The following is a 13,826-nucleotide window of genomic DNA, read 5'->3' on the forward strand; positions in this document are numbered from 1 at the left end:
TCAATCCATAATATGCGGTATTTGGATCAAAATAATCCGACACAATTTTATGTCATCGGGTTATCTTATAAAAAAACAGATGCAGAGACCAGAGGACTTTTTAGTATTGGATCAGATCAACAATTAGAGTTGTTAGAGAACTCCAAATTGGTTCAATGTAAAAGTTCATTATTGATCTCAACTTGTAACAGAACCGAGCTTTACGGTTTTGTTTCAGATCCTGAGGTTCTATTTGAGTTATTGGTAAAATATTCAAAAGGGAATCTCGATCTACTTAAAGAAATAGCATACATATATAAAGGCGAAGAAGCGATCAACCACTTATTTAAAGTGGCATGTGGCCTGGATAGTCAAATCATTGGTGATTTTGAAATTATTAGTCAGGTTAAGAAAAGCTACGAACAGTCTTTAGAAGTTAAAACTTCAGATGTTTTTCTGGATCGCTTGATCAACTCCGTAATTCAAGCCAGTCGAAAAGTAAAGTTTGAAACGGAATTAAGTTCAGGTGCAACTTCAGTTTCGTTTGCAGGTGTACAATATATTAGAGAACAGTTTCAGGATTTAAATGATAAAAAAATCCTATTGTATGGAACCGGCAAATTAGGAAGAAACACCTGCGAAAACCTGATCAAACATACCGATCATGATGCCATTACATTGATCAACAGGAGTCAGGAAAAAGCAAATGTACTCGGACAAAAATTTGACATCCATGTTAAAAATCATCAATACTTAAATGATGAAATTGGTGCTTGTGATATCCTATTTGTCGCTACTGGTGCCCAGATTCCTACTGTTACCAAAGAAAATATTACCAACGATACTCCTCTACTCATTCTGGATTTATCTATTCCTAGAAATGTAGACCCATCGGTGGCTGAGTTACCAAATGTTTCTCTGATCCATATGGATGAATTGAGTAAAAAAACCAATGAAACCTTAAAGAACAGAGAAAAATATCTTCCACGTGCATATAAAGTTATGGACGAACTCAAAGCTGAGTTTTATGCCTGGATTGATTCACGAAAAATGGTACCTACAATCACCGCGCTCAATCAAAAACTGAAACAGTACAAAGACAGCGAACTCCAAAAGCTATCAAAGTCTATCGGTGAAAAAGAGCAAGAACAGATGATGATGCTCTCAGACAAAATTGTTCAAAAGTTAACGGGACAATTCGCAAGTTACCTGAGAAACAACAGCACTGAATTTGATCGGGATCTAAATTTCATTCAGGAAGTATTTAAACTAGAAGAAGTACAGGCACATGAGTAATGTAGTTAGAATCGGAACCAGAGATAGTGTACTAGCCATGTGGCAAGCGCACTTTGTTCGTGATGAAATTGAAAAACTGGGATTAGAAACTGAAATTGTTCCTATCAATACTAAAGGCGATCAAAATACCGTAGTCCCGTTATATGAATTTGGGGTGACCGGAATTTTCACAAAAAGCTTAGATATTGCCTTATTGGAAGATCGCATTGATATCGCGGTACATTCCATGAAAGATGTCCCAACCATTTTACCAAAAGGAATTTCTGAATTTGCCATTCCTCAGAGAGGGGGCATTCACGACACTATGGTTTATAATGGTTCTCCGGAAGATTTTCTAAATAACTCCTCCCGTGTAATCGCTACCTCTAGTCTAAGAAGAAAAGCGCAATGGTTATATCGTTATCCAAACGATACTATCACTGGAATTAGAGGAAATGTGATTACCAGATTAGAAAAACTAGCATCCAATCCTTGGGATGGAGCCGTATTTGCCGAGGTTGGATTAAAAAGAATTGAAAAGCTTCCTACTCATTCTATGCGGTTGGATTGGATGGTTCCCGCAGCTGCACAAGGTGCGTTGCTGATCGTTGGAAAAACTGAAAACACAGAATTACAGAATCGTTTGGCTTCTCTTAATGATGAAAATACAGCCGCAGCTGTGACTATTGAAAGAGATTTTATGCATACGCTTGAAGCTGGTTGTACTGCTCCGATTGGGGCGCATGCCGAAGTTCGCGATCAACACATACATTTTCACGGAGTGGTAAACTCGATCGATGGTTCACAACAACTTGAAATCAAAGAATCTGTGGCTTGGGATGACCGCGAGCATTTCGGAGCTAAATGTGCTCAAACCATTTTAGGTCAGGGTGCCAAAGAAATTTTAGATGAAATAAAAAGTAGTCAATAATGACGCCTGTGGCTTCCATATTATCTACAAAGGTCCTCTCTGAAGATTTACGTGAGCAATTGATTTCAAATCATATTGCCATTCGGGATGAGGATTTTATTTCAATCGCATACAATCAGGTTGATTTAAAAAGAGATGCTTTAGATCATGTGGTGCTCATTACCAGTAAGAATGTTATTCAATCTTTGTTGGATTCAAATCAGATACATGTTTTGGAAGGAAAGGAGATTCATTGTGTGGGAGATTCTATTCCGAAGCTTCTGAAACCATATGGCATATCGATTCAGCAATCATTTCAAAATGCAAAAGCACTGGGCGAGTTTATAGTGCAACAAGATATTAAGTCGGTTACTTTTTTAAGAGGCAACAAGAGCCGACCAGAATTGCCTCAATTGTTACTAGATCATGGCGTTCTCCTGAAACAATATGAATTGTATACCACCAGATTGACCCCAAAGAAAATGGATCAATCATTTGACGGGCTACTATTCTTTTGTCCTTCTGCGGTAGAAAGTTACCTCACGAATCATCACATTAACAACGAACAGATTATATGTATTGGTCAGACCACTGCTTCAGCGGTTCAACCATATTCTAATAATATTATGATTGCCGATCACCAAAAGGTCTCTTCGGTGATTCAAAAAACCATTGAATTATTTCAAAAATCATGAAAAACGACTTATTTCTTCGTGCCTTAAAAGGCGAAACTGTAGAACGCCCTCCAGTATGGATGATGCGTCAGGCCGGGCGATTCCTTCCGGATTTCAGAGCACTAAAGGCCAAATATGATTTCTTTACCAGATGTCAAACGCCTGAACTGGCAACAGAAATCACTGTGATGCCAGTCAATCAAATTGGCGTAGATGCAGCCATTTTATTTTCTGACATTTTGGTAGTTCCACAAGCCATGAACATTCCGTTCGTAATGAAAGCTGGAGTTGGCCCATGGTTGGAAGACCCTATTCGTTCTATGGCGGATGTTCAAAAAACAGTTGTACCGGAAATTGGTGATACTTTACAATATGTAATGGATGCCATTAAAATGACGAAAGCAGAATTAGATGATCGTGTACCTTTAATTGGTTTCGCTGGTTCTCCGTGGACAATCCTTTGCTATGCAGTAGAAGGAAGAGGTTCTAAATCATTTGATCAGGCCAAAAGCTTCTGTTTCTCACAACCTGAAACTGCACATTTGCTATTGCAAAAAATTACCGATACCACCATTGCTTACTTAAAAGAGAAGGTGAAATCCGGAGTCAATGCGGTCCAGGTATTTGATAGCTGGGGAGGCATGCTTTCTCCTGAAGATTACGCAGAGTTCTCATGGCGATACATTCAACAAATCGTAGATGCTCTGGCTGATGATGCTCCAGTAATTGTGTTTGGAAAAGGATGTTGGTTTGCAATGGATAAAATGGCAGCTAGTAAAGCCTCTGCTATTGGCGTGGATTGGACCGTAACTCCAGAAACAGCAAGAAAATTAACTGGAGGAAACATTACTTTACAAGGTAATTTCGATCCATCCAGATTGTTATCTCCTATTCCAGTGATTGAACAGTTAGCGACAGAAATGATTGATCGTTTTGGAAAAGACAAATACATCGCTAATTTAGGTCACGGTATTTTACCTCACGTTCCGGTAGAACATGCACAAGCCTTTGTGAATGCAGTTAAAAACTATAAAGCGAAATAATTATGTATCCATATAAAAGACCAAGAAGATTACGCCAAAACGGAGCCATTCGTTCTTTAGTTCAGGAAACTATCGTAACTCCAAATGACTTTTTGGTACCACTTTTTATTTCGGAAGGTACCAATCAGGTAAAGGAAATTCCATCTATGCCAAATTACTTCAAAAAAAGTCTGGATTTGACTGTTCAGGATGTGAAGGAACTATGGAACATGGGAATTAAATCTGTACTACTATTTGTACAGGTTCCTGATGATTTAAAAGACAATCAAGGCACAGAAGCCATCAATGCAGATGGTTTAATGCAAAGATCTGTTCGAGCCATTAAGGATGCTGTTCCAGAAATGCTTGTCATGACAGATGTGGCTTTAGATCCGTATTCTTCCTACGGTCATGACGGTATTGTGGAAGATGGACAAATCTTAAACGATTCTACAGCTGAAGTACTGGCTGCAATGTCTATTTCTCACGCTGAAGCAGGAGCCGATTTTGTGGCCCCAAGTGATATGATGGATGGACGTATTCAAACCATTCGTGAAGCACTGGAAGAAGAAGGATTTACCAATACAGGAATCATGAGTTATAGTGCCAAATATGCTTCTAGTTTTTACGGCCCATTTCGTGACGCACTGGATTCTGCTCCAGGTTTTGGAGATAAAAAAACGTATCAAATGAATCCGGCTAACGGACATGAAGCTGTTAAGGAAATCCTAATGGATATCGAAGAAGGCGCTGATATGGTTATGGTGAAACCAGGATTACCTTATCTGGATATTGTAAAAGAAGCGAAAGCTATTTCTGAAGTTCCGGTTTCGGTTTACCAGGTAAGTGGTGAATATGCAATGATTAAAGCAGCTGCAGAAAAAGGCTGGATTAATGAAGAGCAAGCGATTATCGAATCATTGACTTCACTTAAACGTGCAGGTGCGGATGTGATCGCAACTTATTTTGCCAAAGAAGCTATTCGTTTATTTGGGTATTAAAAGATCAAAAAGATGAATCAAAATCTAATTCAGAAATACAATATTCCGGGACCGCGATATACAAGTTATCCAACAGTTCCATATTGGGAAGCTGATACAATCGATCAGGATTCCTGGAAAGAATCTGTAATTCGTTCTTTCAACGAGAGTAATTCAGAAGAAGGCATTAGTATTTATATTCATCTTCCTTTTTGTGAAAACCTATGCACATTCTGTGGATGTCATAAAAAAATCACCAAAAGACATACTGTAGAATCTCCATACATCGAAGCCGTTTTAAACGAATGGAATTCTTATGTAAAACTGTTTGACGAAACACCCATCATTAAAGAGTTACATCTTGGTGGTGGCACACCTACCTTTTTTGCTCCGGAACATTTAGAACAATTAATTACCGGATTATTTAAATCAGCAAAACGAGCTGAGAATCACGAATTCAGTTTTGAAGCGCATCCGAATAACACCACGAAAGAGCATCTTACAACACTTTTCAACTTAGGCTTCGAACGTTGCAGTTTTGGGATTCAGGATTACGATCCAAAAGTTCAAAAAACCATTAATCGAATTCAGAGTTTCGAACAGGTAAAAATGGTAACAGAATGGGCCAGAGAAGTAGGATATACATCAATAAGTCATGATCTTATTTTTGGTCTACCACATCAAACCCTGGAAAATGTTCAGGATACTATTCGTAAAACCAACGAACTTTTGCCGGATCGATTGGCATTTTACAGTTACGCGCATGTTCCTTGGATTAAGGGAAATGGCCAGCGAGGTTATAGCGAAGCTGACCTACCAAAAAATGAGGTTAAACGCGCGCTTTACGAAGCTGGGAAAAAGATGTTTTCCGAATTGGGATATGTAGAAATCGGGATGGATCATTTCGCTTTAAAATCAGATTCCCTGTATAAGTCTCTCGAGAGCAAAAAACTACATCGTAATTTCATGGGGTATACCGCAAGTAAAACCCAGTTAATGATCGGGTTGGGAATGTCGGCTATTAGTGACTCGTGGTACGCTTTTGCTCAAAATGAAAAATCCGTAACGGATTATGAGAATAGAGCAAATGCGGGTGAACTCCCAATTTTTAGAGGTCATTTACTCACCGATGAAGATCGTGTAATTAGACAGCATATTTTGAATATCATGTGCCATTTCGAGACTTCATGGAAAGAACCTGATGCTCAATTCCCAGAACTTCCTGAATGTCTCGACAAATTAAAAGAAATGGAATCTGATGGTTTACTCACCATTCAAGATGATATGTTGTTTGTTCCTGAACATGCCAGACCTTTCGTAAGAAATATCTGTATGGCTTTTGATTTGAGACTCCTTAGAAAGGCTCCGCAAACGAGAGTATTTTCAATGACGATCTAGTTGCGTTTTTCTCTTTGCCTTTTGTAAATTTTGATGGCCATCATCAATACAACAGCAAAAGCAACCAGTCCCAATAATCCGTATAACCAATCGGTTGCCGTTTGGAATATCACCAAAAAGATTATAGCGAATAAAAATAAAGTTGCTGCTTCATTCCATATTCTCAGTTTGGTAGAAGTCCATGAATATTGGTTGTTTTGAAGTTGCACAAAAATTCTGTGATTTAGAAAGTGATATACAAATAATAGGATTACAAATGTCAGTTTGATGTGCATCCAGGGTTGTTTTAAAAAGAACGGTCTTTGTAACAAAACGCTGGTTCCAAAAATTAGAGTCAGTATAGCAGAAGGCCATGTAATTCCATACCACAGTCTTTTACTCATTAACTGAAACTGGCGCGTCAAAATATCTTTTTCTACCTCAGGTTTATCCTGAGCTTCAGTCTGATAAATAAATAACCGAACGATGTAAAACAATCCCGCAAACCACGTTACCACAAAAATGATGTGCAACGATTTCAACCATAAAAAAGACATATTGTTCCTTTTGAGTAAAAGCCCAAAGAAACAATAAATTCTAAAACAACAATCCTATTCCTCAAAAGGAGCTCCTACTCCTTTTTCACAGTAGTTTCTTAAACTCTCCAAATACCTACCCCAACTGAAATTTATGTTTCCAAGCGCTGAATAATCATCAGAAAAAGCACCATGTGTAAACTGAACCATGACTTTATTATCATTTTCAGATAACTTAAAAGCGATATGCGTTCCTTCCCAATCAGGATTTCCCGAAACGGATTTCCAGACAACCATCAGATTTTCCTGAACCTGAACAACCTTCATTTCAAACGTGGCATATTCTGCGAATTTAAAAAATACGGTTCCGTTCAAATTGGCGTCTCCACTGGTGGTTTTAGTCCACCAACCGGATAACCCGTCAATTGTAGTGAGCGACTCAAATACCTTTTCGAAGGTGGAGTCAATATGAAATGTATGATATAGTGTTTGCATAAATCAAATTTGTTAAAACAAAAAGCGCGGCTGATGCCACGCTTTTTAAAATGAGTTTTTACATTGGTAAGCACTCTCTGATTTCCAGATTTCCGTTGTGCTCAAACACCGGGCAACCTTTTGATAATTCTACAGCCTGATCGTAATTTTCTGCTTTAATCATCAAATATCCTCCAATTGCTTCTCCACTATCCGAGTTTACCACACCATCAGTTGTGCCAGCCGTGGTTAAAATTCTACCATCCTGACCTAATGGTAATCCTCCGGCAAGATTTCCTGATTGCGCCAGACCTCCCATAAATACATTCCATTTCTCCATGTGTGCTGCAGTTTCAGCTTCTGTTAAATCTGCCATTCTTGCGTCACCACCTCGAATTAATACTAAATAATCTTTCATAGTTAAAATGTTTTTGGTTTATGCTAACAAAGGTAAATCCCACTTTACCCTTTTTATGGGTGTATTTCCGACACTTACACGGGTGTTTTGAGACACATAGTTTGTATACATTTGTTTTTCAACATCTTCAAAACAAAGGCCATGAAACATATTAGTGTTATAGTTCCTAACGGGGAAGCAGTTTTAAGCTCTATCATTGGTGCTTATAAGATATTTAATAAAGTCAACGATTATTTACTACAGACCGGTCAAATCTCATCTGACATGTTTAAAGTGGATCTGGTTGGATTGAATTCTAAGACTGATTTGTATAATGGTGCTTTTACTGTAACACCTAACAAAACGATTGATCAGATAGAACGTACGGACCTGATCATTGTAACTACAATTGTTGGAGATATGCAGAAGGAACTGGCCAATAATGCGGAATTTATTCCTTGGATTAAAAAGCAAAGAATTCAAAACGATGCGGAAGTGGCTAGCTTGTGTACTGGGGCTTTTCTTTTAGCTGAAACCGGATTGTTAAATGGTAAGACCTGTACGACACATTGGTTTGCTGCAGATAACTTTAGACAAATGTATCCCCAAATTACACTTCTAAATGAAAGAATTATTACTGAAGATAATGGCATTTATACTTCCGGAGGGGCCTATTCCTTTCTAAATCTCCTATTGTATCTGGTTGAAAAATACTGTGGACGTCAAACGGCCATTTGGTGTTCCAAAATGTTTGAAATCGAATTTGACCGTAGCAATCAAAATCAGTTCACCATTTTTAATGGGCAGAAAGAACATGAAGATGAATCCATAAAAAATGCGCAGACTTTTATCGAAGGTCACTTTGGTGATAAAATAAATGTAGAAGAGCTGGCCAACAAATTTGCTTTGAGTCGTAGAAACTTTGTGAGAAGATTTAAGAAAGCTACTTCAAACACACCAATCGAATATATCCAGCGTGTTAAAATTGAAGCAGCTAAAAAAAGTCTGGAGTCCTCCACTTATTCTGTAAGTGATGTTATGTACAATGTGGGTTACACAGATGACAAATCATTTCGTAATACTTTTAAAAAGTTCACCGGGTTATCTCCAATGGAATACCGTAAGAAGTATAATCGCGAGATGAGCTTATTATAGTCAGACAATATTATTTTATAACAAATTTTAATATCCCAATTCTTTTCCTAATTCAAAAGTCATTTTAAATTTGTCGCATGCGATATAATCGCTCACGATTTAAATTAAGATCATGGAATTTTACGATTTAACATTCGAAACGCCATCTGGAAAAAGTATTTCCATGGCTGACTTCAAAGGAAAAGTAGTTTTAGTAGTTAACACGGCCACCAAATGTGGACTTACTCCGCAATTTGACGGACTGGAACAACTACATCAAAAATACAAAGACAAGGGATTAGTTGTTTTAGGTTTTCCTTGTAACCAATTTAAAAATCAAGAACCGGAAACCAACGATACTATTGAAGAAGTATGCCGCATCAACCACGGTGTTACCTTTCAATTAACGAAAAAAGTGGATGTAAATGGAGAAAATACACATCCTGTATATAAATACTTAAAAAGTCAACTCGGTAGTTTCCTAGGACGAAAAATCAAATGGAACTTTGAAAAGTTTCTAATTGACAGTAATGGTAAACCATATAAGAGATATTTACCCACTACCGTGCCCTCCAAACTAGAAAAGGATATTGTTAAACTATTATCATAAAGTCATGAAAGATCAATCACAGCTTTTACTGGAAAATCAACTCTGCTTTCCGATTTATGCCACATCTCGGATGATCACAAGATTGTATCAACCGCTATTAGATGTGATTGGTCTTACCTATCCTCAATACCTGGTGATGTTAGTGATGTGGGAGCATGAAAATCTAAGCGTGAGTCAATTGGGAAACAAGCTCTTCCTGAATACCAATACGATTACTCCGCTCCTCAAAAAAATGGAGCTTAAGGGGCTAATTGTTAAAAAAAGGTCTTCGGAAGACGAACGAACGGTAAATGTTTCACTGACCAAATCTGGACAACAACTCAAAATAAAAGCGCTGGATATCCCGGAAAAACTAGCTACGACAAGTAACATTCCAATTACGGAGTTAAATCAACTAAGATCCACAATGTGGAAAATGTTAAATTTTATTGAAAAATAGATTCACTTACAACAATTGTATATACATTTGTTGTCTCAACAATAAAAAAATGAAATTAGAAGAGGAATTAAAAATGGGTGACATTCAAGATGCACATCATCGTGCCACACTAAATGTAATATTTACAGGAGCGTGGATGTCTGAAAGAATGAATAGCCTTTTAAAACCTTTTGGAATTTCAGAGCAACAATATAACATATTACGCATCTTAAGAGGTCAAAAAGGAAAGGCGATTAGTCTTCAGGATATTTCAGGTCGTATGGTACATAAAATGAGTAATACTACGCGTTTGGTAGAAAAACTTCGCATCAAGGGATTGGTAGATCGTCAGATTTGTCCAGCCAATCGTAGGAAGGTAGATATTTCCATATTGCCGGCCGGACTAGATTTATTAGAGAAAACATCTAATGAACTCAATGAAATGAACCAATCTTTTAGAGATAGCCTAACGGAACAGGAGGCTTCTACTCTCGCTGACTTATTAGATAAGATTAGGAATTAAAAAATTTTACAACAACCATTGTATATACAATTATTAACATCACAACAATTAAAAACAAACATCATGAAAAAATCAACATTATTATTAGGACTTGGATTTGCAACAGTATTAGGTTTAAGCGCCTTTACTTCAGCTGGTGAAAAAGAAGCAAGTAAATCCACATCGATTATCGAATGGACTGGCTCTAAAGTTATCGGTGGAGATCATAAGGGAACGATTTCTATTAAAGAAAGTGATTTCGAATTCAAAAAAGATCAATTGATAAAAGGAACGGTAGTCGCAGATATGACTTCAATTACAAATTCCGACTTAGAAGGTGAATGGCAACAAAAATTGATTGGCCATCTAAATTCTGATGACTTCTTCTCTACTTCGAAGTATCCAACCGCGACAATTAAAACGACTAAGGTTACTCCGGGGAAACAAGCGAATACATACGACATCGTAGCGGATTTGACCATTAAAGGCATTACCAAATCTCAAAGTTTTACTGCAATCGTAAAGCCGAATGGTAAGGGGCATATCATCACCGCTAACGTGGATATAGATAGAACCAAATATGAAGTGAAATATGGTTCATCTAGTTATTTTGATAGTTTGGGAGACAAGGCAATTAGTGATAACTTCAACTTAAAGGTCACTATTTATAGCCAAAACTAAATCGAGTCTATCCCATTAAAACATTCAACATGGATAGAAAAAGTTTTTTAAAAAAGGCATTGATAGCGGGTTCAGTGGGAGCAATAGCTCCCACAGTTCTGGCGTCAGAAAAAGATTCCAAAAACCAGAATGATATAAAAGTCATTTCTCAGGAAGGTTTTAATCATATTCCCAACAAAGAAATACGAACTATGAAAACGGTTTTACATAAAGCAAATACCCGTGGTCAGGCGAATCATGGTTGGTTAAAAGCGAATCACTCTTTTAGCTTTGCAAATTACTATAATCCTGAACGAATGAATTTTGGAGTGCTTCGTGTACTAAATGATGATCATATTGCTCCGGGAGCAGGATTTCCAACCCATCCACATGACAATATGGAGATCATTACTATTCCATTAAGTGGACAGGTGGAGCATAAAGATAGTATGGGCAATTCGGGAGTGATTAGTCCAGGAGAAATTCAGGTGATGAGCGCTGGTACAGGAATCCAACACAGCGAATTTAATAAAAACAAGGATCAAGATTTAAAGCTCTTGCAGATCTGGGTTTTCCCTAACCAAAAACAAGTTACTCCGCGCTACGATCAACATCAAATTAATGCAACACAGCAGATCAATGGATTTAGACAGATCCTATCTCCCAGTTCAAATGATGATGGCGTTTGGATTCACCAAAACGCCTGGTTTCATCTAGGTGAAATGAATTCTAGTGAACAATTCACGTATGAACTTAGAGATAAAAACAATGGAGTGTATATCTTCCTGATCGAAGGGAATGTCCAAATTGAAGGAGAAAATCTATCCGCACGTGATGGTTTAGGCGCATGGGATAGTGAAGAATTATTAATAAAATCACAAGCAAAAAGCAAAGTACTTGTAATGGAAGTACCTTTGCGCATCAACTAAGAAAAAAATCAAACTATGTCATTAATAGAAAATTTAAACTGGCGTTACGCAACTAAAAAATTCGATGCCACTAAAAAAGTATCTAATGCCGATATCGATACCATTAAAGAAGCCATCAGCTTATCTGCAACATCATACGGGTTGGAAGCTTATAAAGTGCTTATTGTAAAAGATGAAAGCCTAAGACAAGAGTTGGTGGCAGCATCATGGGGACAATCTCAGGTTTCTGATGCTTCTCATTTAATGATTTTTTGTAACTTCAACGAAGTTACTCCTGAATATATCGATCAATATGTTGATTTAAAATCAAGCGTTCAGGGCATCCCATCAGAAAACTTAAAAGGATATGGGGATTTTATGAAAAAGACTATTGGTTCTTTTCCTGAAGAAATTACCAGAACCTGGACTGCAAAGCAAACCTATATTGCTATGGCAAACGCAATGGCAGCTTGTGCCGAACTAAAAATTGATTCTTGTCCGATGGAAGGTTTCGATGCTGCAAAGTATAACGCGATTTTAGGTCTGGAAGCAAAAGGATTATCTGCTGCTTTGGTTTTACCAATCGGTTACAGATCAGAAGAAGATCAAACCCAGCACGGCAAAAAAGTAAGAAAACCACTTACTGATTTATTTGAAGTTGTATAACAATGCAATTCCCTGAAGGAGGGTAAAATGAAAAAATCGATTGAAAGAATCGTAAACAATCAAACGGTATGGATGGGTCAAACAAAAATTGGTCAACCTATACCTCAGGCTGAACTGGATGAAATCAGCCCATTTATTTTATTACATCATGCAGCTCCGGAGGAAATCCCTCCCGGAGGTCCTGCATTTGAAGTAGCACCTCATCCACATCGCGGTTTTGAACCTGTTACTTTTGTTTTTCAAGGTGAAGTTGAACATCGAGATTCGAGAGGAAATCAAGCCATCGTAAAAGCAGGTGGTGTACAATGGATCACTTCCGGAATGGGAATTATTCATTCCGAGGGTGTTCCAAAATCATTTGTAGAAACCGGTGGCACATTAGAGATTATCCAACTATGGATCAACCTGCCAAAGGATTTGAAAATGGTGCAACCCAATTATCAGGTCTTTAATTCAGAAGATATCCCAGTCATTAAACAAGTGGATAGTAAGATCAATGTAATTTCCGGAGAGATTGGAGGTTATAAAGGCCCCATAAAATCATTGACAAGCATCACCGCTGCAACTATTGAAATGCAAGAGCAAGGTAAAGTACAACTTGATCTACCTGAGGGAGAAAATGGAGCCATTTATCAATTAGCTGGTAGTTCTAAAATCAATGGGCAACAAGTTGGAAATATGCAACTCGTACAATTGGGTACAAATGGATCGGAAATAGAAATTGTATCAGATACTGAAAGTAAACTTTTAGTTTTATCAGGACAGTCCATTGATGAACCTAAAAAGATGTGGGGACCTTACGTAATGAACACGCAAACCGAAATTATGGAAGCGCTTAGAGATTACGATATGGGTAAAATGGGGTTCTTACCAAGGTAAGAACAATGATCCCCGAACAAATCAACCTATCAGGTTTAAAAAACCTGATAGGTTGATTTGTTCGGGGACTTAATATTATTTATGCGCTCCCTTTTTACAACAGGAGTGTAATTTATCATAAGCTTCTTTATCTGCAGGGACATCATCCGCATCATAACCAGTTGCTGCAACTGCTTTTCGAATCAAGTCCGGATTCGTTTTCTTAGGATTATATTCCACCGTTAAAATACTCGTTTCCACATCTAAAACTGCTTTTTTAACTCCTTTTTCGAATGCCATTCCTTTTTCGATGGTTTCTTTACACATATCACACTGTGAAGATGTTTTGATTTTTATCGTTTCCGTTCCACCTGCGAAAGCTGCATTCGTAAAAAATGAAACCGCCATAAAAACAAGTAACAAACCTAAATTTCTCATATCTATCT

18 protein-coding genes are annotated in these 13,826 nt (G+C 37.6%); 14 read left to right on the forward strand and 4 right to left on the reverse strand.

What is annotated here, in order from left to right; all coding sequences use genetic code 11:
* Positions 1–12: 12 nt before the first annotated feature.
* Genes hemA through hemN form a run of 6 tightly spaced genes read left to right on the forward strand, consistent with a single transcriptional unit; the run spans position 13 to position 6,238 of the window.
* Positions 13–1,275, forward strand: a complete 1,263-nt coding sequence (hemA, locus tag KFE94_05525) for a glutamyl-tRNA reductase (GenBank protein ID UTW67571.1) — start codon at positions 13–15, stop codon at positions 1,273–1,275.
* Positions 1,268–2,185 (forward strand): hydroxymethylbilane synthase, encoded by a 918-nt coding sequence (hemC, locus tag KFE94_05530; protein UTW67572.1) that lies wholly within the window; start codon positions 1,268–1,270, stop codon positions 2,183–2,185. The genes hemA and hemC overlap by 8 nt, the downstream gene beginning before the upstream one ends.
* Positions 2,186–2,193: 8 nt before the next feature.
* A complete protein-coding gene (locus tag KFE94_05535; GenBank protein UTW67573.1) occupies positions 2,194–2,859 on the forward strand; it encodes a uroporphyrinogen-III synthase in 666 nt (221 codons plus the stop codon).
* Positions 2,853–3,881, forward strand: a complete 1,029-nt coding sequence (gene hemE, locus KFE94_05540) for a uroporphyrinogen decarboxylase (protein UTW68219.1) — start codon at positions 2,853–2,855, stop codon at positions 3,879–3,881. Before KFE94_05535 ends, hemE begins: the two co-directional genes overlap by 7 nt.
* A 2-nt stretch (positions 3,882–3,883) precedes the next feature.
* The gene (gene hemB / locus KFE94_05545; GenBank protein UTW67574.1) at positions 3,884–4,861 is read left to right on the forward strand and encodes a porphobilinogen synthase; all 978 of its coding nucleotides are present in this window, start codon (positions 3,884–3,886) and stop codon (positions 4,859–4,861) included.
* Between the two features lie 12 nt (positions 4,862–4,873).
* Complete coding sequence (hemN, locus tag KFE94_05550; GenBank protein UTW67575.1) at positions 4,874–6,238, forward strand: oxygen-independent coproporphyrinogen III oxidase; 1,365 nt, start codon at positions 4,874–4,876, stop codon at positions 6,236–6,238.
* On the opposite strand, the gene KFE94_05555 is transcribed toward hemN, so the two are convergent.
* The 3 genes from KFE94_05555 to KFE94_05565 are packed head-to-tail and all read right to left on the reverse strand — an operon-like array spanning position 6,235 to position 7,645.
* Positions 6,235–6,774, reverse strand: a complete 540-nt coding sequence (locus KFE94_05555; protein UTW67576.1) for a CopD family protein — start codon at positions 6,772–6,774, stop codon at positions 6,235–6,237. The genes hemN and KFE94_05555 overlap by 4 nt on opposite strands.
* A 54-nt stretch (positions 6,775–6,828) precedes the next feature.
* Positions 6,829–7,248 carry an SRPBCC domain-containing protein gene (locus KFE94_05560; GenBank protein ID UTW67577.1) on the reverse strand — a complete coding sequence of 140 codons (420 nt, stop codon included), beginning with the start codon at positions 7,246–7,248 and terminating at the stop codon, positions 6,829–6,831.
* A gap of 58 nt (positions 7,249–7,306) precedes the next feature.
* Positions 7,307–7,645, reverse strand: a complete 339-nt coding sequence (locus KFE94_05565) for a hypothetical protein (GenBank protein ID UTW67578.1) — start codon at positions 7,643–7,645, stop codon at positions 7,307–7,309.
* Positions 7,646–7,786: 141 nt separating this feature from the next.
* Here KFE94_05565 and KFE94_05570 point away from each other — a divergent pair, with 141 nt between their 5' ends.
* From KFE94_05570 to KFE94_05605, 8 genes are all read left to right on the forward strand, one after another.
* Positions 7,787–8,779 carry a helix-turn-helix domain-containing protein gene (locus tag KFE94_05570; protein ID UTW67579.1) on the forward strand — a complete coding sequence of 331 codons (993 nt, stop codon included), beginning with the start codon at positions 7,787–7,789 and terminating at the stop codon, positions 8,777–8,779.
* 112 nt (positions 8,780–8,891) lie between these two features.
* A complete protein-coding gene (locus KFE94_05575; GenBank protein UTW67580.1) occupies positions 8,892–9,368 on the forward strand; it encodes a glutathione peroxidase in 477 nt (158 codons plus the stop codon).
* 4 nt (positions 9,369–9,372) lie between these two features.
* Complete coding sequence (locus tag KFE94_05580) at positions 9,373–9,807, forward strand: MarR family transcriptional regulator (protein UTW67581.1); 435 nt, start codon at positions 9,373–9,375, stop codon at positions 9,805–9,807.
* Between the two features lie 49 nt (positions 9,808–9,856).
* Positions 9,857–10,309 carry a MarR family transcriptional regulator gene (locus tag KFE94_05585; GenBank protein ID UTW67582.1) on the forward strand — a complete coding sequence of 151 codons (453 nt, stop codon included), beginning with the start codon at positions 9,857–9,859 and terminating at the stop codon, positions 10,307–10,309.
* 63 nt (positions 10,310–10,372) lie between these two features.
* Positions 10,373–10,969: a YceI family protein gene (locus KFE94_05590; GenBank protein UTW67583.1), complete on the forward strand. Its 597-nt coding sequence runs from the start codon at positions 10,373–10,375 to the stop codon at positions 10,967–10,969.
* 29 nt (positions 10,970–10,998) lie between these two features.
* Positions 10,999–11,877: a pirin family protein gene (locus KFE94_05595; protein ID UTW67584.1), complete on the forward strand. Its 879-nt coding sequence runs from the start codon at positions 10,999–11,001 to the stop codon at positions 11,875–11,877.
* A 15-nt stretch (positions 11,878–11,892) separates the two neighbouring features.
* Complete coding sequence (locus KFE94_05600; protein UTW67585.1) at positions 11,893–12,522, forward strand: nitroreductase family protein; 630 nt, start codon at positions 11,893–11,895, stop codon at positions 12,520–12,522.
* A 27-nt stretch (positions 12,523–12,549) separates the two neighbouring features.
* A complete protein-coding gene (locus KFE94_05605; GenBank protein UTW67586.1) occupies positions 12,550–13,401 on the forward strand; it encodes a pirin family protein in 852 nt (283 codons plus the stop codon).
* A 75-nt stretch (positions 13,402–13,476) separates the two neighbouring features.
* Here the strand turns inward: KFE94_05605 and KFE94_05610 are convergent, their stop codons facing one another.
* Positions 13,477–13,818 (reverse strand): heavy-metal-associated domain-containing protein, encoded by a 342-nt coding sequence (locus KFE94_05610; GenBank protein UTW67587.1) that lies wholly within the window; start codon positions 13,816–13,818, stop codon positions 13,477–13,479.
* Positions 13,819–13,826 lie beyond the last annotated feature (8 nt).

This window comes from bacterium SCSIO 12643 (genome assembly GCA_024398135.1).
GTDB lineage: Bacteria > Bacteroidota > Bacteroidia > Flavobacteriales_G > Salibacteraceae > CAJXZP01.